At 70.5% G+C, this 18,895-nt stretch carries 18 protein-coding genes; 9 read left to right on the plus strand and 9 right to left on the minus strand.

Going from position 1 to position 18,895, the window contains the following annotated elements; translation table 11 throughout:
- Window positions 1–7: 7 nt before the first annotated feature.
- The 3 genes from ACFWQC_RS00335 to ACFWQC_RS00345 all read left to right on the plus strand — a co-directional run bounded on the left by ACFWQC_RS00335 (window position 8) and on the right by ACFWQC_RS00345 (window position 3,281).
- Window positions 8–1,186, plus strand: a complete 1,179-nt coding sequence (locus tag ACFWQC_RS00335) for an acyl-CoA dehydrogenase family protein (RefSeq protein ID WP_378671620.1) — start codon at window positions 8–10, stop codon at window positions 1,184–1,186.
- The gene (locus ACFWQC_RS00340) at window positions 1,183–1,992 is read left to right on the plus strand and encodes an SDR family oxidoreductase (protein ID WP_378671622.1); all 810 of its coding nucleotides are present in this window, start codon (window positions 1,183–1,185) and stop codon (window positions 1,990–1,992) included. The genes ACFWQC_RS00335 and ACFWQC_RS00340 overlap by 4 nt, the downstream gene beginning before the upstream one ends.
- A gap of 140 nt (window positions 1,993–2,132) precedes the next feature.
- Complete coding sequence (locus ACFWQC_RS00345; protein WP_378671623.1) at window positions 2,133–3,281, plus strand: acetyl-CoA C-acetyltransferase; 1,149 nt, start codon at window positions 2,133–2,135, stop codon at window positions 3,279–3,281.
- Window positions 3,282–3,351: 70 nt separating this feature from the next.
- On the opposite strand, the gene yidC is transcribed toward ACFWQC_RS00345, so the two are convergent.
- The 5 genes from yidC to ACFWQC_RS00370 are packed head-to-tail and all read right to left on the minus strand — an operon-like array spanning window position 3,352 to window position 6,940.
- Complete coding sequence (yidC, locus tag ACFWQC_RS00350; RefSeq protein WP_378671624.1) at window positions 3,352–4,164, minus strand: membrane protein insertase YidC; 813 nt, start codon at window positions 4,162–4,164, stop codon at window positions 3,352–3,354.
- 56 nt (window positions 4,165–4,220) lie between these two features.
- The gene (locus tag ACFWQC_RS00355) at window positions 4,221–4,508 is read right to left on the minus strand and encodes a hypothetical protein (protein ID WP_378671625.1); all 288 of its coding nucleotides are present in this window, start codon (window positions 4,506–4,508) and stop codon (window positions 4,221–4,223) included.
- Window positions 4,509–4,543: 35 nt separating this feature from the next.
- The gene (locus tag ACFWQC_RS00360) at window positions 4,544–5,113 is read right to left on the minus strand and encodes a GNAT family N-acetyltransferase (RefSeq protein WP_378671627.1); all 570 of its coding nucleotides are present in this window, start codon (window positions 5,111–5,113) and stop codon (window positions 4,544–4,546) included.
- Window positions 5,114–5,129: 16 nt separating this feature from the next.
- Window positions 5,130–6,200: an NAD(P)H-dependent flavin oxidoreductase gene (locus tag ACFWQC_RS00365; protein ID WP_378671628.1), complete on the minus strand. Its 1,071-nt coding sequence runs from the start codon at window positions 6,198–6,200 to the stop codon at window positions 5,130–5,132.
- Window positions 6,197–6,940, minus strand: a complete 744-nt coding sequence (locus tag ACFWQC_RS00370; RefSeq protein WP_378671630.1) for an enoyl-CoA hydratase family protein — start codon at window positions 6,938–6,940, stop codon at window positions 6,197–6,199. Before ACFWQC_RS00370 ends, ACFWQC_RS00365 begins: the two co-directional genes overlap by 4 nt.
- A gap of 81 nt (window positions 6,941–7,021) precedes the next feature.
- Here ACFWQC_RS00370 and ACFWQC_RS00375 point away from each other — a divergent pair, with 81 nt between their 5' ends.
- Entirely contained in the window at window positions 7,022–7,903 is an 882-nt protein-coding gene (locus ACFWQC_RS00375) for an SDR family oxidoreductase (protein WP_378671631.1), read from the plus strand.
- Window positions 7,904–7,981: 78 nt separating this feature from the next.
- On the opposite strand, the gene bla is transcribed toward ACFWQC_RS00375, so the two are convergent.
- A complete protein-coding gene (gene bla / locus ACFWQC_RS00380) occupies window positions 7,982–8,860 on the minus strand; it encodes a class A beta-lactamase (RefSeq protein WP_378671633.1) in 879 nt (292 codons plus the stop codon).
- Window positions 8,861–8,968: 108 nt separating this feature from the next.
- On the opposite strand from bla, the gene ACFWQC_RS00385 reads away from it, so the two are divergent.
- The 3 genes from ACFWQC_RS00385 to ACFWQC_RS00395 all read left to right on the plus strand — a co-directional run bounded on the left by ACFWQC_RS00385 (window position 8,969) and on the right by ACFWQC_RS00395 (window position 12,226).
- Entirely contained in the window at window positions 8,969–9,832 is an 864-nt protein-coding gene (locus tag ACFWQC_RS00385; RefSeq protein ID WP_378671635.1) for a LysR family transcriptional regulator, read from the plus strand.
- Window positions 9,829–10,752: a serine hydrolase gene (locus tag ACFWQC_RS00390; protein ID WP_378671636.1), complete on the plus strand. Its 924-nt coding sequence runs from the start codon at window positions 9,829–9,831 to the stop codon at window positions 10,750–10,752. The genes ACFWQC_RS00385 and ACFWQC_RS00390 overlap by 4 nt, the downstream gene beginning before the upstream one ends.
- 181 nt (window positions 10,753–10,933) lie before the next feature.
- Window positions 10,934–12,226, plus strand: a complete 1,293-nt coding sequence (locus tag ACFWQC_RS00395; RefSeq protein WP_378671638.1) for an MFS transporter — start codon at window positions 10,934–10,936, stop codon at window positions 12,224–12,226.
- Here ACFWQC_RS00395 and ACFWQC_RS00400 read toward each other — a convergent pair.
- Together ACFWQC_RS00400 and ACFWQC_RS00405 are read right to left on the minus strand one after the other, a co-directional pair.
- Window positions 12,223–14,268, minus strand: coding sequence for an acyltransferase family protein (locus ACFWQC_RS00400; RefSeq protein WP_378671639.1), 2,046 nt, complete (start codon window positions 14,266–14,268; stop codon window positions 12,223–12,225). The two genes, ACFWQC_RS00395 and ACFWQC_RS00400, sit on opposite strands and share 4 nt — an antisense overlap.
- Window positions 14,269–14,313: 45 nt before the next feature.
- Window positions 14,314–15,621 (minus strand): D-arabinono-1,4-lactone oxidase, encoded by a 1,308-nt coding sequence (locus ACFWQC_RS00405; RefSeq protein WP_378671640.1) that lies wholly within the window; start codon window positions 15,619–15,621, stop codon window positions 14,314–14,316.
- Between the two features lie 128 nt (window positions 15,622–15,749).
- Between ACFWQC_RS00405 and ACFWQC_RS00410 the strand changes: the two genes are divergently transcribed.
- Window positions 15,750–16,958: an amino acid deaminase/aldolase gene (locus ACFWQC_RS00410; protein WP_378671641.1), complete on the plus strand. Its 1,209-nt coding sequence runs from the start codon at window positions 15,750–15,752 to the stop codon at window positions 16,956–16,958.
- Window positions 16,959–16,967: 9 nt separating this feature from the next.
- On the opposite strand, the gene ACFWQC_RS00415 is transcribed toward ACFWQC_RS00410, so the two are convergent.
- Window positions 16,968–17,573 carry a TetR/AcrR family transcriptional regulator gene (locus tag ACFWQC_RS00415; protein ID WP_378671642.1) on the minus strand — a complete coding sequence of 202 codons (606 nt, stop codon included), beginning with the start codon at window positions 17,571–17,573 and terminating at the stop codon, window positions 16,968–16,970.
- A 98-nt stretch (window positions 17,574–17,671) separates the two neighbouring features.
- On the opposite strand from ACFWQC_RS00415, the gene ACFWQC_RS00420 reads away from it, so the two are divergent.
- Window positions 17,672–18,895, plus strand: a complete 1,224-nt coding sequence (locus ACFWQC_RS00420; protein ID WP_378671644.1) for an alanine racemase — start codon at window positions 17,672–17,674, stop codon at window positions 18,893–18,895.

Here is an 18,895-nt window from a genome sequence, read left to right on the forward strand (position 1 = left end):
GTCCGGCATGGACCTGACCTACTCCGCCGAGGACGAGGCCTTCCGCGCCGAGGTGCGCGAGTGGCTGGCCGACCATCTGGTTGGCGAGTGGGCCGCGCTGCGCGGCACCGGCGGGAACGGCCGCGACCACGAGTCGTACGAGGGCCGGCTGGCCTGGAACCGCTACCTGGCTTCACATGGCTGGACGTGCCTTGGCTGGCCCGAGGAGCACGGCGGCCGCGGCCTGCCGCTGTTTCAGCAGGTGGTCTTCCACGAGGAGTACGCCCGGGCCGACGCCCCGGTCCGGATCAACCACCTCGGCGAGGAGCTGCTCGGCCCGACCTTGATCGCGCACGGAACCTCCGCTCAGAAGGAGCGGTTCCTACCGAAGATCGTGGCCGTGGAGGAGCTGTGGTGCCAGGGCTACTCCGAGCCCGGTGCCGGCTCCGACCTGGCCGGCGTACGCACCCGCGCCCGGCTGGACGGCGACCGGTGGGTGGTGGACGGGCAGAAGGTCTGGACGTCGAACGCCCACCTGTCCGACTGGTGTTTCGTGGTGTGCCGGACCGAACCGGGCTCTTCCCGCCACCACGGGCTGTCCTACCTGCTGGTGCCGATGGCGCAGTCCGGTGTCGACGTACGCCCGATCGAGCAGCTCACCGGCACCTCCGAGTTCAACGAGGTCTTCTTCGACGGCGCCGTGACCTCGGCCGACCTTGTCGTCGGTGAGCCCGGCGACGGCTGGAAGGTCGCGATGGCGACCCTCGGGTTCGAGCGCGGGGTCTCCACGATCGGCCAGCAGGTCGGGTTCGCGCGCGAGCTGGAGACGGTCGAGGAGGCAGCCCGGGCTTCCGGTGTCATCGATGAACCGGACATCGCGCTGCGGCTGAGCCAGGCCCATGTCGGGCTGGAGGTGCTCCGGCTGCACGCGCTGCGGACGCTCTCTGCGTACGACTCCGGCTCCTCGGGTCCCGAGGCGAGCGTCTCCAAGCTGCTGTGGGCGCGGTGGCACCGCGAGCTCGGTGAGCTGGCGATGGACGTCGTCGGGCTCGCCGGGCTGACCACCGGGGAGGGCTACGCGCTCGACCGGCTGCAGTCGCTCTACCTCTTCTCCCGCGCCGACACGATCTACGGCGGCTCGGACGAGATCCAACGGAACATCATCGCCGAGCGCGTGCTCGGTTTGCCACGAGAGGCCCGTGCATGAAGTACCCACAAGTAAAGGCCGAACAGCCAGCCCCCGCGTACGTCCCCGGCCACTCGCTCCTGGACGGACGGGTCGTCGTCGTGACGGCTGCCGCCGGTGCGGGGATCGGGGCGGCGGTGGTGCGGAAGGTGCTCGAGGAGGGCGCGAAGGCGGTCGTCGTCTCCGACACCCACGAGCGGCGGCTCAAGGAGTCGCGCGACGCCCTCGCCGAGGAGTTCGGCGAGGACCGGATCACGGCCGTGACCTGCGATGTCACGCAGGAGGACCAGGTCCAGGCGCTGCTCGACGCCGCTGAGCCCCATGGCGGGGTCGACGTCATGATCAACAACGCGGGTCTCGGCGGGACCGCGTCGGTGCTGGAGATGACCGACGACCAGTGGTCGCGCGTTCTCGACATCACCCTGACCGGGACGTTCCGCTGTGTACGGGCGATCGGGCAGCGGTTCGTGGCCGCCGGAAAGCGTGGCGTGATCGTCAACAACGCCTCCGTGATCGGCTGGCGGGCGCAGGAGGGGCAGGCACACTACGCCGCGGCCAAGGCCGGCGTGATGGCGCTGACCCGCTCCGCCGCCGCCGACCTCGCTCCGCACGGCATCCGTGTCAACGCGGTCTCGCCGTCACTGGCGATGCATCCCTTCCTCGAGAAGGTCACCTCGCCCGAGCTTCTTGTCGAGCTCAAGGGCCGCGAGGCGTTCGGCCGAGCCGCCGAGCCGTGGGAGGTCGCCAACGTCATGGTCTTCCTGGCCAGCGACTACTCGTCCTACATGACCGGCGAGGTCGTCTCCGTGAGCAGCCAGCATGCCTGACCACCGTCGATCGAGCCGCGAGCGAAGCGAGCGTGTCGAGATCAACACAGTCCTATCGAGCGCCGACGCGACCGTGTTGGTCTCGACACGCCTTCGCCTAGCGGCTCCGGCGGCTCGACCAGCGCACAGGAGGAGTTTCGATGTCTGAGGCATTCATCGTCGATGCGGTCCGTACGCCCGTGGGAAAGCGTGGCGGTGCGCTGGCCGGGATTCATCCCGCTGACCTCGGCGCCCACTCGCTGGCCGCGCTCATCGACCGCACCGGGATCGACCCGGGGGCCGTCGATGACGTGATCATGGGGTGCTGCGACACCATCGGCGGCCAGGCCGGCGACGTCGCGCGGACGGCCTGGCTCGTCGCCGGACTGCCCGACCACGTGCCGGGCGTGACCATCGACCGGCAGTGCGGCTCCTCGCAGCAGGCGGTGCACTTCGCGGCCCAAGGAGTGATGTCGGGGACGCAGGACCTCGTCGTCGCGGGTGGGCTGCAGAACATGTCGGCGATCCCGATCTCGGCGGCCATGCTGGTGGGTCAGCAATACGGGTTCACCACTCCGTTCGCCGAGTCTCCCGGCTGGGTGAAGCGCTACGGCGACCAGGAGGTCTCCCAGTTCCGCTCCGCCGAGATGATCGCCGAGAAGTGGGACATCTCGCGCGAGGACATGGAGGCCTATGCGCTCGCCTCGCACCAGCGCGCCAAGACCGCGATCGCGGAGGGTCGGTTCGACCAGGAGATCGTGCCGGTCGGAGACTTCGACACGGACCAGTGTCCTCGCGACACCTCGCTCGAGAAGATGGCCTCCCTGGAACCGCTCGCTCCCGGCGGGCGGATCACCGCGGCGGTCGCCTCCCAGATCTGCGACGCGTCCTCGGCGCTGCTGGTGGCCTCGGCGGCGGCCGTACGCACCTTCGGCCTCACTCCACGAGCCCGGATCCATCACCTCTCGGTCCGCGGCGACGACCCGGTCTGGATGCTCACCGGCCCGATCGAGGCCACCCGACACGCCCTCGCCAAGACCGGCCTGACGGTCGACGACATCGACCTGTTCGAGTGCAACGAGGCGTTCGCCTCCGTCGCCCTGGCGTGGATGAAGGAGCTCGACGTCCCGCACGAGAAGGTGAACGTCAACGGCGGCGGCATCGCCCTCGGCCACCCCATCGGCGCCACCGGCGCCCGGCTGATGACGACCCTCCTCAACGAGCTCGAGCGCAGCGGCGGCCGCTACGGCCTCCAGACGATGTGCGAGGGCGGCGGTCAGGCCAACGTCACCATCATCGAGCGGCTCTGAGGGTTGGAGTTGTGAAGCTGAGAGTGGTCCATAGGCCACTCTCAGCTTCACAACCTTCGGGCGACCGGGGTCAGGCCGGCTGCAACCTGAGTGTTCGACGCTCGGCGGCGGGGGAGCCGGGGGTGGGGAACCAGTGATGGATGACCGCGGCCTGGCCGGCGGTCCACAGGCCGCTGATGACCCAGTAGACGAGCAGGGCGAGCGGGACGGTGCTGCCGGCGAGGAGCATGCCGCCGGCGGAGATGACGGGCATGAGCTCCTGCATCCGCACCATCGACTCGGGCATGTCGGCACGCACCATGTTGGGCAGGACCCACAGCCGTTGGCTGAGGTAGCTGACCGCGGCGGCGGTCGCGGCGAGACCGAGGGTGATCACCAGGTGGGTCGTGTCACCGGAGAGGTAGCCGTGACCGGTCAGCGGTGTGCCGAGGAAGGTCGCGGCCCCGAGCGAGGCGACCAGCGAGTCGCCCATCGCGCCGACCGCGTGCTGACGGCTGACGTCGGAGAGCAAGTGGTAGAGCGCCAGGAAGATCGGCAGCTGGGCGAAGGCGGCGAGCAGGGCGAAGCGGGGTACGCCGTGCTCCTCGTTGATCTTCCGCCGCTCCTCCATCATCGCCATCATGTCGGCCTGGCTGGCGCTGCCCTTGGCAGTCTGCTTCTGATACTTCTTCGTCAGTGCCTGGAGCTGCGGGCGGGCCCGGGCAGAGGCGTGGGAGGTGCGTACGCCGCGGATGGTGAGCGGCAGGAGGGCGAGCCGGACCAGCACCACGACGGCGGCGATGGCCAGCAGCCAGCTGACGTTGGGGCCGACGAAGGAGAGAACGTGGTGGGCGCCGGCGAGGACGGCGGCGAGGGCGTGCGACAACGGGGCGAGAACGGACATGGATGCGCTCCTGAGATGAGTGGGTAGGCCTGACGGGCTCGCCGGTGGGCGAGCGGTCAGACCTGCTCAGGAGCGCGCGGGCGGCGCGGGGAGCACAACGGGTCGGTGACCCGGGCAGCGAGATGGTGAGGTCCGCCGGAAGCGTCGCGAGGGGCCGTGGAACGGGCCCTGACCAGGGCGAACGCGCCCACGTTGTGGACCGCTCCGACCGCGACGGCGGCGAGCGCGGTCGAGACGGCGATGGTGAGCAGCGCCTGCTCGGGGTCGACGCTCATCAGCGCCGGGAGCATCAGCGTGAAAAGCGCGACGAGCGCGATGCGTACGCGGCTCGTCTCGGTGTTCACGCAGGTCAGTGTACCGATCATGGTCAACCGGGGCATCATTCCAGGACGCGCCGCATCAGGACACGCGGGTGCCCGGCGAGGACCGAGGTGGTGTCGGCCGCCCAGATGAAGCCCGCGGCCTCGAAGTTCTTGCGGATCCCGGCGTACGCCATCGTCAGGTCGACCTTGGCGCCCTGGTTGTCGAGCGGATAGGCCTCGACGGCCGGGGCGCCGCGCTCGCGCGCGAAGTCGACGGCACCCTCGATGAGCGTGTGCGAGATGCCCTTGCCGCGATGGCCCGGGCGGACCCGGATGCACCACAGCGCCCAGATCGGGAGGTCGTCGACGTGCGGGATCTTGCGGTTGCGGGCGAAGGTGGTGTCCGCGCGGGGTGCGATCGCGGCCCACCCGACGGGGTCGTCGCCGTCGTAGGCGAGCACCCCCAGCGGCCCCTTCTCGAGCAGAGTGCGGACATATTCGCCGCGTTCCGGACCGTGCAGGTCGTTGTTGAGCTTCGACGGGATCCGGTAGCTCAGGCACCAGCACACGCTGGCGTCGGGTCGTTTGGGACCGACAAGAGTGCGTACGTCCTCGAACACCGTCGCCGGGCGAACCTCGATGGCCATGGGTCCACCCTGAGGCTCAGGCTCGGGTCGCGTCCAGGTGTTTGAGGCGGTCGGCGGCCTGGGCGACGATGCGGTCGACCAGCTCCTCGCAGGTGGGGAGGTCGTCGAGGAGACCGACGACCTGGCCGCTGGAGAGCATCCCGGCGTTCGTGTCGCCCTCGACGAGGCCGGCGCGGAGGAGCATGGGGGTGTTGGCGGCGAGTACGACCTCGGCCCAGGTGCGGTCGCCGCCATGGACCATGCTCCGGCCGTCCTTGATGAGGGTCTTCCAGGGCAGGCCGGACATTTCCTTGAACTGCCTTGTTCGCTTGATCGTGCGGGCCAGCTTCGCCGTGATGCCCTCCTTCTCGAGCGTGTCGATGAACTCGGTGCGGAGCAGGCGATGCGGCATACCGTCGGCCTTGGTGGTCACGACGGTGCCGTCGAGGCCGAAGCTCAGGTAGCGCCGTCGGACGTCCTCCGGGACGGCAGAGTCGGCGGTGAGCAGGAAGCGCGTGCCCATGCCGATGCCTGCGGCGCCGTAGGCCATCGCTGCGGCGAGTCCGCGGCCGTCGAAGAAGCCGCCCGCGGCGACGACGGGGATGTCGACGGCGTCCAGGACGCTGGGGAGGAGCAGTGTGGTCGGGACCGCTCCGGTGTGGCCGCCGCCCTCGCCGCCCTGGATCATCACCATGTCGGCGCCCCAGCCCGCCACCTTCTTGGCGTGCTTGGCCGCGCCGATCGAGGGCATCACGACGATGTCGTGCTCCTTGAGCTTGCCGATGAGCTCGGGTTTCGGTGCGAGGGCGAAGGACGCGACCTTCACGTCGTGCTCGATCAGCAGCCGGCAGCGGTCGGGGGCATCCGAGGCGTCGGCTCTCAGGTTGACGCCGAAGGGCTTGTCCGTGCGGCCCTTGACCTCGACGATCGCCTTCTCGAGCTCGTCGAGGGTCATCGTTGCCGACGCCAGGATGCCGAGCGCGCCTGCGTTGGCGGTGGCCGAGACCAAGCGCGGGCCGGCGACCCAGCCCATGCCGGTCTGGACGATCGGGTGGTCGACCCCAGTCAGCTCGGTCAGCTGCGTACGAAATGTCTGTGCGGTGCTCATCGTCCGTCCTTCACGAAGGCGTCGCGGCGCTCGTCGGCCACGCCGGCGAGGTTGAGCTCGTAGGTGAAGCCCTGCTCGAAGCGGTAGGAGGCGTTCACGTCGACAGGGTCGATGCCGTTGAGCGCGGCCTTGGCCGCGCGGATGACCTGCGGGTCCTTGGCCGCGATCTGTCGTGCGACCTCGAGGGCGGCCTCGTCGAGGTCCTCGCGGGGAACGACCTGGTGGACCGATCCGAGCTCATGGAGGCGCTGGGCGGTGATGGTCTGGGCGGTGAAATAGAGCGTACGCAGCATGTGCTGTGGCACCAGCCGGCTCAGATGGGTGGCGGCGCCGAGGGCTCCGCGGTCGACCTCGGGTACGCCGAAGAAGGCGTCGTCGCTGGCCACGATCGTGTCCGCGTTGCCGACCAGACCGACGCCTCCGCCGAGGCAGAAGCCGTTGACCGCGGCGATGACCGGGACCGGGCACTCGTAGATCGCCTTGAACGCCGCGTAGCAGCCGCGGTTGGCGCCGAGGATGCCCTCGAACCCCTCGATCTGCTGCATCTCCTTGATGTCGACGCCGGCGTTGAAGCCCTTGCCCTCGGCGCGCAGGATCACGACTCGCGCGTTGTTGTCGGCGGCGGTCGTGACGGCGTCGGCGACCTCAAACCAGCCCTTCACCGGCAGCGCGTTCACCGGTGGGTGGTTCATCGTGACGACGGCGATCTGCTCGTCGGTGATCTCGGTGGAGATGCCCATGGTCCGTTCCTAACCTAGCGATTGCTTGGTAGCCTAGCAGTTGCTTGGTTTCTGAACGCAAGACTGGAAAGGGACGCCACCATGGCTCGACTGCTCGAAGGCCGGATCGCGATCGTCACCGGAGCGGGGCGAGGCATCGGCCGGGCGCACGCGCTCGAGCTCGCACGTCACGGTGCGAAGGTGGTCGTCAACGACTTCGGCGTCTCGCTGGCGGGCGAGGGCACCGGCGAGTCGCCCGCTTCGCAGGTCGTTGACGAGATCGTCTCCGCAGGTGGGGAGGCGGTTGCCAACGCCGCCGATGTCGCCGACTTCGCGGAGGCCGAGGCGATGGTGCGTCAGGCCGTCGAGACGTACGGCGGCCTGGACATCCTCGTCAACAACGCCGGCTTCGTCCGCGACCGGATGCTCGTCAACACCTCCGAGGAGGAGTGGGACGCGGTCATCCGGGTGCATCTGAAGGGTCACTTCGCGACGCTGCGGCACGCGGGTGCGTACTGGCGGGCGGAGTCCAAAGCCGGGCGGCAGCGGGATGCTCGGGTCATCAACACCTCCTCCGGCGCCGGCCTCCAGGGCTCGATCGGACAGGGCACCTACTCCGCCGCCAAGGCCGGGATCGCCGGGCTCACCCTGGTCGCCGCCGCCGAGATGTCCCGCTACGGCGTGACCGTCAACGCCATCGCCCCGGTCGCCAAGACCCGGATGACCGAGGGCGCCTTCGACACCTCCGCGATGGCGCTGCCCGAGGACAACTCACCGGTCGTCGCCTGGCTCGCCTCCGAGGACGCCCGCGACATCAACGGCCGGGTCATCGAGATCGACGGCCCGAAGATCACCGTCGAGAACGGCTGGTCCCACGGCCCCTCCGCCGACGCCGGAGCCCGCTGGGACGCCGCCGACGTAGGCCCCGCGCTCCGCAAGCTGCTCGGGGAGGCGCCCGAGCCGGAGCCGGTGTACGGCGCCTGACCCGCCGAGACGTCAGGTACGTCGGCCGAGTTGGCAGGTCAGTGCCCACTCGACCGACGCGGGTGACGCCTCGGCAGGTCAGCCGAGCTCAGCGCAGACAGTCGCCGCGATGTCCGCGAGCGGCGTGTCGAGCGGCGGAGCGGCGGGGTCGTCGGAGCGGGTGAGAGCGGCGACGACGATCGGGGCGCCGTCGGGGGTCCAGGTGACACCGACGTCGTTCCGCGACGCGTAGTCGCCGCCGCCGGTCTTGTCGGCGAGCCGCCAGCCGGCCGGAACTCCGGCGCCGAACCTGGTGACGGTCGACTGGTTGGCCAGCATCCAGGTGATCAGCTGGCCCCGGTCGGAGCGGTCGAGGGCGTCGCCGAGCACCAGCTTGGTGTAGGTCTGTGCGATGGCGCGCGGCGAGGTGGTGTCGCGCGGGTCGCCCGGGATCGCGCTGTTGAGGTCGGGCTCCCAGCGGTCCAGCCGGGTCACGGTGTCGCCGAGCGATCGGGCGAACCTGGTGATGCCGGAGGGGCCGCCGATGAGGTGGAGCAGCTCGTTGGCGGCGGTGTTGTCGGAGCGCGTCATCGTCGCTTCGGCGAGCTGCGCGACGGTCAGGCCGTTGCGGATCGTGAGCGAGGTGACCGGTGAGTTGACGACGACGTCGGCCGCCTCCCAGGTCAGGCGCTGGTGGAGCGTACGCGCGGGATGATCGCGCAGGATCGAGGCCGCGAGCAGGGTCTTGAAGGTCGACAGCATCGGGAAGCGCTCGTCGGCGCGGTGCTCGATGACGCGACCGGTCCGCATGTTCCTGGCCCAGACGCCGAGGTGGCGCTGGTGCTTCTGCTCGAGTGCGGCGATCGAGGGGCTGTCGGTGGCGTACGCCACGGAGCTGCTGACTCCGGTCGCGGCGACGGCGACCGCGGTGGCGGCTCCGCCCAGGATGGCACGGCGGCTGAGGATCGGTGTGGTCATGCTGAGCATCGTGATGCCGCCGCAGCGACGGCGTCCAAGGACGATCCGGCATGGACACATGCATCGCCGACATGGGACGAGGTGGGGGCGATCAGCCATCCTGTACGCGTGGACCTACTGCTTCACCTGCGCGGCTTCGCCGCGGTCGCCGACGAGATGAGCGTCTCCGAGGCCGCCTTCGAGCTGGGCGTGGACCAACCGCTCCTCAGTCGTCGCCTGCGTGCTCTCGAGCGGGAGCTCGGGGTGGAGCTGCTCGACCGCACCCGGCGTCAGATCGCGCTCACCCCGGCCGGCACGGCGCTGCTGCCACGGGCCAGGCATCTGCTCGACCAGGCCGACCATCTGCTGCGGAGCATCCGCCGGCACGACCGGGAGAGCTTCGTGGTCGCGGTGCCGCCCGGCTGCGATCCCGCCCCGCTCGCGCGGTTGGTCGCGCTGCTGGAAGCCGAAGGAGTCGACGTACGCCTCGCGAGCGACAGCGACGAGATGCCGGAGTCGGCCGCCTGGACGGTCGAGGCGTGCGACCCCGACGCGGCCACCTGGCTCACCCAGCTGGGCGCGGCCAGCCCTCCCGGAAGCGTCGAAGGGCCGGTGTCGCTGAGCTCGCTGCGACCCCGCCGAGGCGGGGAACGTACGCAGGTGGTGGCCCTCCCACGAGACCTGGACGATCCGGCCGGCCGGCTGCGACGGCTCGCGGACAGTGCCGGCATCGGACCGGCAACCCTGCGCCGCGCCCCGCACCAGCTCGGGGTGGCCGAGACCATGGCGGGGCGCGCGAGCCTGGTCTGCGCGCGGCATGAGGCGGTGACGTACGGACTGAGCTGGTCGCCCTTCGTCGACCAGGTGGCGCGCGGCCACCGACTGGTCGAGCAGCCACCACCGCCCGGACCACTGGCGACCGGCCCCGTGCGGGAGCAGGCGCTCGCCCTGCTCGGCGCGTGCGTCGGTGCACCTGAGGAAGGACGCGGATGAGCCCGCTCGTCGGCAGCGACCGGGGCCTGATCGACCTCGCCGAGGTGACCGCCGAGCGCTTCCGAGAGCTCCAGGTCCGGGTCGCGTTCCTCGCCCGCGACATCGACACCGGCCACGAGGTCGGGGTCGGCGTCGACCGGTCGATGCCGCTGGCGTCGGTGGCGAAGGTGCCGCTGGCGCTGGTGGTGGCGGACCGGATCGCCCGCGGCGAGATCGACGGGGGCGCGATGGTGACGCTGACCGCGGCGGAGCGGAGCTACGGGCCGTACGGCATCTCGGCGTTCACCCACGACGCGACCTGCTCGGTCACCGACCTGATGCTGATGATGCTCGGCCTCAGCGACAACGCCGCCGCCGACGCCCTCTTCGACCTGGTCTCGACGCGCGAGGTCGACGAGCAGCTCGCCGAGTGGGGCGTCGAGGGGTTGCGGGTACGGCACCGGATGCAGCCGATGTACGACTACGCCACCCGCGTCGCCGGCCACGACTTCGCCCTCGCCACCCAGCTCGCGGTCGAGGGCCGTCGGCCGGGCGGCCGGCACGTCATCGACTCGCTCGACGTCGGACGCGCGACGATCGGCTCGCCGCGCGCCTGCGTCGACCTGCTCGAGCGCATCTGGCGCGACGAGATCGCCAAGCCCGAGGCGACCGAGCTGGTGCGGCGGCTGATGGGCAAGCAGGTCTTCACCCATCGGATCGCCGCCGACCTGCTCGCCGACGACATCCACCTCGCTGGTAAGACCGGCGGGTTCCTCACCCTGCGGCACGAGATCGCCGTGGTCACCCATCCCGCCGGCCGCGTCGCCATCGCCGTACTCACCGACTCCGACCGCACCGCCCGGGTCCAGAACGACGTCGATCTCGCCATCGCCGCCACCGCCCGCGACGCCGTCGAAGCCCTCGGCTCCCGCCGAGCCTGAGCCGAGGCGTCACCTACGTCGCCCGAGACGTCACGTACGCAGGTCGAGAGGTCACTCCCGTCGGCCGACTCGGCACGCCGATGCCACCTCGAGCGACGCGCCTGACGTCTCGGCCGACGGGGGTGACATCTCGGCAGAAAACCAGTCGGCAACCACCCGGTCTCGGTGGTGGAATTGGCCGGTGCCCCTGCCCGGTTTCCTCAGCAACCTGATCCCGCCGACGCCGTTGTCGCGGCGGTTGGCGACGCAGTCGCTGCTCTTCGCGGCGGGGGACGGCACGTTCAACACCGCAGCGGCGTTCTACCTGGTCGCGTTCGTCGGGCTGAGCCCGGCGCAGATCGGCGTCGGCCTGACGGTGGCGGGGATCGCGTCGTTCCTCACCGCCTACCCGATGGGCCGGCTGGCCGACTTCATCGGCCCGAAGCGGATCTGGGCGATCAGCGCGCTGATCAGCGCATTGATGTTCGCGACGATGCCGTTCATCCACGGCTTCTGGGCCTATCTGGCGGTGATCGTCGTCTTCGAGGTGGTCAACAACGCGGGCGGCGCCGGCCGGAATGCGTACGTCCTCGATGTGCTGCCCGACAAGGAGCGGGTCGCGACCCAGGCGTTCATGTACTCCAGCCTCAACCTCGGTTTCACCATCGGCGCCCTGATCGCCGGCATCGCGCTCGCGCTGGACACCGACACGGTCCTCAAGTGGGGAGTGCCGTTCTTCGCGCTGGCCATCGGGATCGCCAACTCCGTCTGGATCTCTCGGCTGCCGAGGGCGCCCCACGACGAGCGCCGCGCGGCCGGCGTGGTCGCCGAGAAGCTGCCGGGTCCGGGCGCGCTGCGCAACGTCGGCTGGCTCCTGGTGACCACCTTCACCGGCACGCTGTGGTCGAACCAGGTGCTGCTGCACACCGTGATCCCGCTGTGGCTGGTCGAATACACCGACTCCCCGCGCTGGCTGCTGGCCTGGCTCTTCGCCACCAACACGGTGCTGTGCATCATCCTCCCGGCCTACACGTCCAAGGGCGTCCACGACGTCCGCGACGCGTTGCGACGGGTGTGGTGGAGCAGCGCGTTCTTCGTCGCCGCCTGCGCGATCACGCTGGTCACCCACGACACCCGCGGGTTCCTCACCATCTTCCTGGTCTGGCTCGGCCATGTCGCCGTGACCGGCGCCGAGCTGGCAATCGGCTCGGCCTCGTGGGCCTTCCAGGCCGAGCTCATGGACCCCGAACGGCGGGGTGAGTACGAGGGCGTCGCCGGCATCGGCCGCCAGCTCGGCGGCGCCTGGGCACCCGCTCTGTTCACCTTCCTCGCCATGGGCTGGCACCCCGACCTCTACAGCGGTGCCGGCTGGCTCGTGATCGGCGCCATCATCGTCGCTGCCGCTGCCGCCATGGGGCCCTCGACGAGGATGGCCGTACGTTTCAAGCAGACCCACTTCCCGCGCGAGGAAGAGCCGGAGCCGGCTGTCGCCTAACGCAGGATCTTCGCGAGCCGGTCGCCGAGGTAGGGCGCGAGGGTGGCGGCGTAGAGCGGCGAGATGTGGAAGCCGTCCTGGTAGACCTGCAGGTTGCCGACGACGGGGGAGCAGGTGTCGGGCTCGCAGAAGTAGTCGGTGAGATCGATGCGATGGGCGTTCGGGGTCAGGCGAACCGCGTCGGCGCTGCCGTCGTCGCGTACGACCCGTTCCCGGTCGCGAGCACAGGTCGACCCCGCCGCGAGGCCGGCGTCATCGATGCACGGCTGGACCACGCGGGCGAACCGGGTGGTGCTGCCCTCGAAGATCGGGCTGTCCCGGATCGCGATGACCGGCACAGACGGGTCCGGCCGACGCGCCCATGCCTCCGCGAGACCACGACCGAGCGCCTCGCCGGGCGTCTCGTCACCGACGGCCTCGACCGAGACCTGGCTGGAGTGGATGACGACGTACGCATCGATCCCCCGCTCCTCGGAGAGGTAGGTCGCGAGCCGCGACTTCCACTGTCGGCACAGCTCGACGGTGGTCCGGGGCGCGCCGACGCGATCGCGTGCGTTCCAGTGGCAGCCGGCGCGGCTGGCGACGTCGATACGCCAGCCACGCCGCTCGGCGATCTCGCGGTAGGCGGGGACCAGCTGGTGGTTGTGCGAGTCGCCGATCGCGAGGAGCCGGCGCGAATAGTCCCGCGCCGGCCCGAGCGTGCAGACCTCGAGCCGCACCGGCCGCTCCTTGTTGGACCAGCAGCCCGACCCGTCGGGCGCCTGGTAGCCGAGGCTTGCGTCGAGCAGCCGATCCGGACCCTCGCAGCCGGCGGTCGCGGGATCCATGGCGGCGGCGCCGATGCAGCCGGCGTGCTTCTCCGCCGCGGCGACGGCGGCCGCCCTCGCCGCCGCGTCCTGGCGCTCGACCGCGGTGGCGCCGGCCAGTGTCGTGCCCGTGACCAGCGCGAGCACGATCGGGATGGTCACGAGCCGTCCCAGGCCCGCGAAAGACGGCCCGAAGCGGGTGATCGGCACCTCGACGAACCGGTGGGTGAGCCAGGCCAGGACCACCGCCGCCGAGAGCACGACCACCGCCGCGAGGAGCGTGGTCCGGGTGGCGTACGTCCAGCTCAGCCACGCCACCAGCAGCGGCCAGTGCCACAGATAGAGGGGAAAGGAGATGTCCGCGACGAACCGCAGCGGCCTCACCGCGAGGAGCCGCTGGGGTCCCCAACGGACCGCGGACCCGGAGCCGACCACCACCAGCAGCGCCCCGCCGACCGGCCACAGCGCCCACGGTCCGGGGAAGAGCGCGGCACCATCGAGTAGGAACCCCGAGCTCGCGACGAGCAGCAGCCCGGCCCAGGCGAGCACCGGCCGCGCGGCCCCCGGCGGGCGGAGACGGTCGAGCCCGAGCGCGAGCAGCGCGCCGACGCCGAGCTCCCAGAAGCGTGCCCCGGTGTGGAAGTACGCCACCTGCTGGTCGGCGATCCCCAGCCGCCACGCGAAGCCGAACGAGGCCACCGTCCCCACCGCCACGACGAGCGCCAGCACGAGCCGGAGCCGCGCCCGCGCGACCCGCCAGATCACCAGCACCACCACCGGCCAGACCAGCAGGAACTGTCCCTGCACCGCCAGCGACCAGAAGTGCTGCAGCGGGCTCGCGCTCGGCCCGGCCGCCCCGTAGGCGAGCTGCGACCGGATCATCTCCCAGTTCAGGACGTACGCCGCCGATGCAGCGATCTCCCGCAACGTCGAGCTCCACATCGACCGCGGCATGACCGTCACCATCAGCGCCGCCGTTCCCGCGAGCACGACCAGCGTGGGAGCCGAGAGCCGCAGGAACGTACGTCCGTAGTGGTCGGCCAGACGCAGCTCAGGGGCCGCGACTCGGCGGACAAGCGACCGGGTCACCAGGAACCCGGTCAGCGCGAGGAAGACGTCGACGCCGCCGGAGACCCGGCCGTTGCCGAAGAGGTGGAAGACCACCACGAGCGTCAGCGCCAGCCCCCGCAGCCCGTGGATCTCGCCGATGCGCTGAGACGACGGAGGCTGTGGCATCGCGTCACGCTAAGGGCCGCCGGTGACCCCCGGGAGAAGCGCAGGTTAAGAGCCGAGGATGTGCTCGAGGTGGGGGTTTCCGAACGTCCGCGACGGGTCGAGCTTGTCGCGGAGCGCGACGAAGTCGCCGAACCGTGGATAGCGTTCGCCCAGGTCAACGGCCGAGAGCGTGTGCATCTTGCCCCAGTGCGGGCGGCCGCCGGCCTCACCTGCGATGCGCTCGAAGGTCGCGAAGTACTCCTCGCGCCAGGGCGAGGAGGGCGCCGTGTGGATGGCGATGTAGACGTTCTCGCGCTCGAACCCGGTGGACAGGGGGATGTCGTCGGCGCCGGCCACCCGGACCTCGACCGGGAAGGAGATGTTCCATGAGGACGCCTCGACCGCACGCTGCAGCGAAGCGAGGACCTCCATGCCGACGGCACGCGGGACGGCGTACTCGCTCTCCACGAACCGCACCTTCCGCTGCGAGGTGAAGACGCGGTAGGAGATGTCGGTGAACTCGCGCGGCGAGAGGGCGGAGGCGGCGAAGCGGGCCAGCGGCTTCACCAGGCCAGGGGCCCGAAGACCGAGACCGACGGTCGCGCCGAAGGCCTGGTTGGAGAGGAGCTCGTCGTCGAACCAGCCCCGGAGCCGGCCCACCGGCGCCAGCGGAGTCTCCGGCAGCGGCAGCCGGGTGTTGTGCTTGGTCAGGACCCGGGTCGTGTGCGGGAACCAGTAGAACTCGAAGTGGTCCGTGCCGGAGGCGTGCTCGTCGAACGATGCCATCACCGCGGCGAGCTCGCCGTTGCCCTCGCGGGCGTTCAGCGCGAACAGAGGCTCGGTCTGGAGGGTTACCTCGACGATGATCCCGAGCGCGCCGAGCCCGACGCGGGCGAGGTCGAAGACCTCGGGATTCTCTTCAGCCGAGCAGGCGATCACGGAGCCGTCGGCGAGGAGCAGCCGCAGGCCGCTTACCTGGGTCGCCAGGCCGCCGAAACGCGCTCCCGTGCCGTGGGTGCCGGTCGAGATCGCCCCGGAGATCGACTGTTCCTCGATGTCACCGAGGTTGGTCATCGACAGACCGAGCGCCTCGAGCGCCCGGTTGAGGACCTTGAGGCGGGTGCCCCCGCGCACCGTCACCAGACCGGTCGTCGAGTCCGCTCGAACGATCCCTGAGAGACGGTCCAGGCTGACCTGGACATCGACCGGCGACCCGATCGCGGTGAACGAGTGCCCCGCGCCGATCGGCTTGATCCTCCGCCCGGCCTTCGCTGCGGCCACGACGACCGCCGAGAGCTCTGCGTCGTCGCGAGGCACTACGACCTCGACAGCGCCCGCGTGCTGGTTGCCTGCCCAGTTCTGCCACTCGCTCACGCCGCAAAGGGTGTCGCTTCGGGGGCATTCGGTCAACGTCTTCGCCCCGATCGGTTTGGACCACGCGATGGCACAGTTGGTCATCTGCCGTTGACGCGACTGCCACGCGGGGCATAGACACTTGCGTCGTGGTCACGACTTCCCACCATCTCTCCGCCCAGCAGCACGAACGCCTCGACCGGGCGACCGCCTGCCTCGACGGTCCCGTCGGGGCCGTGGACCTGCAGGCGTTCGACGCCAACGCCGACGATCTCGTGCGCCGCGCCGCCGGCACCCCGATCCGAGTGGCCAGCAAGTCCGTACGCTGCCGGGCGCTGATCGACCGGGTGCTCGCCAGCGAGGGATACGAGGGGATCCTGGCCTTCACGCTGTTCGAGGCGCTGTGGCTGGCCGAGTCGCACTACGACGTCGTGGTCGGCTACCCGACCGCCGACCGGGCCGCGCTCGCCACCCTCGCGAACGACGAGGAGAAGCTTGCCCGGGTCACCCTGATGGTCGACAGCGCCGAGGGGTTGTCGCTGGTCAAGGCCGCGATCGGCACCCCGGCCGCCCCCGTACGCGTGGCCATCGACCTCGACGCGGCGTTGGTCATCGCGCGCCGTATCTGGCTCGGCGCCCGCCGCTCCCCGGTCCGCACCCCCGAGGACGCCGTCGCGCTTGCCCGGATCGTCGCCGACGACCCCGACTTCCAGCTGGTCGGGCTGATGGCCTACGAGGGCCAGGTCGCCGGCACCGTCGACCGTCCGCTCGGCGGCAACCCGCCCCCGGCCGTCATCAGGAGGATGAAGAAGGCCTCCATCGCCGAGATCACCGAGCGCCGCGGAAAGATCGTCGCCGCCGTAGGCTCCCTGGCCGACCTCGAGTTCGTCAACGGCGGCGGCACGGGCTCGATCGAGTCCACCCACGCTGACCCCTCGGTGACCGAGATCGCGGCCGGTTCCGGGCTCTACGGTCCGACTCTCTTCGACCGCTACGACGGTTTCACGCCCCACCCCGCGGCCTACTTCGGGCTGAGCGTGGTCCGCCGCCCCGCGCCCGGCATCGTCACCGTCGCCGGTGGTGGCTGGATCGCCTCGGGCCCGCCCGGACTCGACCGCGTCCCGAGCCCGACCTACCCCTTCGGCCTGGAGTACGTCGGCACCGAAGGCGCCGGGGAGGTCCAGACACCGTTGCGTGGGCATGCCGCCGACGAGCTCGCGATCGGTGACAAGGTCTGGTTCCGGCACGCGAAGGCGGGCGAGGTCTGCGAGCGGCTCGACACGCTCCAGCTGATCGAGGGCGACTCGATCATCACCGTCGCGCCGACCTACCGGGGCGAGGGCCAGACCTTCCTGTGACCTGCTGGATCACTCGCCCAGCAGCTGGAACCAGCTCTCGGTGACCAGCTCGCACATGCGGTCGTGCTCGACACCCCACAACCCGTCCGCCCAGCGCTGGAACAGATAGTCGAGCTGGCCGACCGCCAGTGCGCCGCGCAGGCGCCGGCTGTCGGCGTCGAACCGGTCCGCCTTGTCCAGACCCACGCTGACGTCCTCGATCGTCTCGTCCGTCCAGGCGTCGACGATGCGGGTGAGATCGGGATCGACGGCTTGGGCGGCCCGGGCGATCGTGACGATCGGACGCACCGCCGGCCATCGAGCCACGGCGTGCCGGATCCAGGCACCGAGCTGCTCGCGGGTGCCGGCCGCCTCCGCGTCGGCCAGGCCGCCGAGCGAGCTGCCCTGTGGGGAGCGGAGCTGGACCATCTCGTCCTCGAGGCGTTCGGCGATCAAGGCCTTGATGACGTCGGACTTCGAGGGGAAGTAGGCATAGAACGTCACCCGAGTGGTGCTTGCCGCCGAGGCGATCTCATCGATCGTCGTGGCCGCGTAGCCGCTCGCGACGAACCGGTCCATCGCCGCGTCCAGCAGGAGCTGGCGTGTCATCGCCCTCTGAGCTGCACGGTTGGCCATGGCGTCACGATAAGCGACGCCGATACCTCCCTGGGGATTTCCACAGTTTCTCGAAAACCCGGTGTATCGCAACTGGGCCCTCGGTAGGTTCTGTCCCGATGGATGATCAAGTGACCTGGGCGGACAAGGGCTTCTGGGAGCCGGGAGAAGCCGTCGATCTCACCACGTACGCAGCCTCCGGCCGCAACCTCTTCGACGGCTCGTTCACCTGGCCGGTGATGGTGCTCAAGAAGAGCGTGCTGGAGCACAACATCCCGACCCTCGCGGGCTTCGCGGAGGGGCACGGCCTGCTGCTCGCGCCGCACGGCAAGACCACGATGGCGCCGTCGCTCTACCAGCGACAGCTCGACGCCGGCGCGTGGGCGATCACCGTCGCCTCGCCCAACCAGGCCCTGGTCGCCCGCCATGCCGGCGTACGCCGGGTCATGGTCGCCAACGAGATCCTCGACCACAGCGCACTGAGCTGGGTGGCCTCCGAGCGTGCGGCCGACCCGGAGTTCCTCCACCTGCACTGGGTCGACTCGGTCGAGGGCGTCGAGGCTGCGGCCGAGGCGTCGGCCCTGGTCGGGGTCGAGGACCGGCCGCTGGCCGTACTGATCGACCTGGGCTTCCCGGGCGGACGGACCGGCTGTCGCTCCGTCCAGGAGGCCGTCGAGCTCGCGCGGGTGGTCGACTCCACGCCGGGCGTACTCCTGGCGGGAGTCGCCGGCTACGAGGGCGGGCTGCGGACGGCAGAGGCGGTCGGCGACTACTTCGACCGTCTCAAGGAGCTCGCCTCGAGCCTCTACACCAAGGGCCTGACCGCTGCCGACGCGATCGTCTCCGCAGGTGGCAGCGCCTTCTTCGACGTCCTCGCCGAGCGCTGGTCCACGGGCTGGCCGGACGGGATGACGCCTCGCAAGGTGCTGCGCAGCGGTGCGTACGTCACCCACGACCACGGTCTCTACGCCGGCGAGACGCCCTACGGCCGCATCGAGGGCACCCTGGACCCGGCCATCGAGGTGTGGGCCCAGGTGATCTCGGCCCCCGAAGAGGGGCTGGTCATCGTCGGCATGGGCAGGCGGGACGCGCCCTTCGACCACGGCCTGCCTGTCCCGCTCGCGGCGCGACGCGACGGCTTCGGTGGCGCGGAGCCGCTCGAGGGCACCGTCGAGAAGCTGGCCGACCAGCACGCCTTCCTGCGCACCGACGCCGGGCTGCGGCCGGGCGACCTGGTCAGCTTCGGGATCTCTCACCCGTGCACGGCGTTCGACAAGTGGCGGCTGATCCCGGTCGTCGATCTCGACTACACCGTGACCGACCTGGTCCGGACGTACTTCTGA

The organism is Nocardioides sp. NPDC058538 (assembly GCF_042719275.1).
GTDB lineage: Bacteria > Actinomycetota > Actinomycetes > Propionibacteriales > Nocardioidaceae > Nocardioides.

What these genes read in the sequence shown, in the direction of transcription:
- ACFWQC_RS00420 (WP_378671644.1), top strand. Translation starts at nt 17,672, where the DNA reads ATGGATGATCAAGTGACCTGGGCGGACAAGGGCTTCTGGGAGCCGGGA.
- ACFWQC_RS00375 (WP_378671631.1), top strand. Translation starts at nt 7,022, where the DNA reads ATGGCTCGACTGCTCGAAGGCCGGATCGCGATCGTCACCGGAGCGGGG.
- bla (WP_378671633.1), bottom strand. Translation starts at nt 8,860, where the DNA reads ATGACCACACCGATCCTCAGCCGCCGTGCCATCCTGGGCGGAGCCGCC.
- ACFWQC_RS00335 (WP_378671620.1), top strand. Translation starts at nt 8, where the DNA reads ATGGACCTGACCTACTCCGCCGAGGACGAGGCCTTCCGCGCCGAGGTG.
- ACFWQC_RS00340 (WP_378671622.1), top strand. Translation starts at nt 1,183, where the DNA reads ATGAAGTACCCACAAGTAAAGGCCGAACAGCCAGCCCCCGCGTACGTC.
- yidC (WP_378671624.1), bottom strand. Translation starts at nt 4,164, where the DNA reads ATGTCCGTTCTCGCCCCGTTGTCGCACGCCCTCGCCGCCGTCCTCGCC.
- ACFWQC_RS00365 (WP_378671628.1), bottom strand. Translation starts at nt 6,200, where the DNA reads ATGAGCACCGCACAGACATTTCGTACGCAGCTGACCGAGCTGACTGGG.
- ACFWQC_RS00345 (WP_378671623.1), top strand. Translation starts at nt 2,133, where the DNA reads ATGTCTGAGGCATTCATCGTCGATGCGGTCCGTACGCCCGTGGGAAAG.
- ACFWQC_RS00390 (WP_378671636.1), top strand. Translation starts at nt 9,829, where the DNA reads ATGAGCCCGCTCGTCGGCAGCGACCGGGGCCTGATCGACCTCGCCGAG.
- ACFWQC_RS00370 (WP_378671630.1), bottom strand. Translation starts at nt 6,940, where the DNA reads ATGGGCATCTCCACCGAGATCACCGACGAGCAGATCGCCGTCGTCACG.
- ACFWQC_RS00400 (WP_378671639.1), bottom strand. Translation starts at nt 14,268, where the DNA reads ATGCCACAGCCTCCGTCGTCTCAGCGCATCGGCGAGATCCACGGGCTG.
- ACFWQC_RS00360 (WP_378671627.1), bottom strand. Translation starts at nt 5,113, where the DNA reads ATGGCCATCGAGGTTCGCCCGGCGACGGTGTTCGAGGACGTACGCACT.
- ACFWQC_RS00415 (WP_378671642.1), bottom strand. Translation starts at nt 17,573, where the DNA reads ATGGCCAACCGTGCAGCTCAGAGGGCGATGACACGCCAGCTCCTGCTG.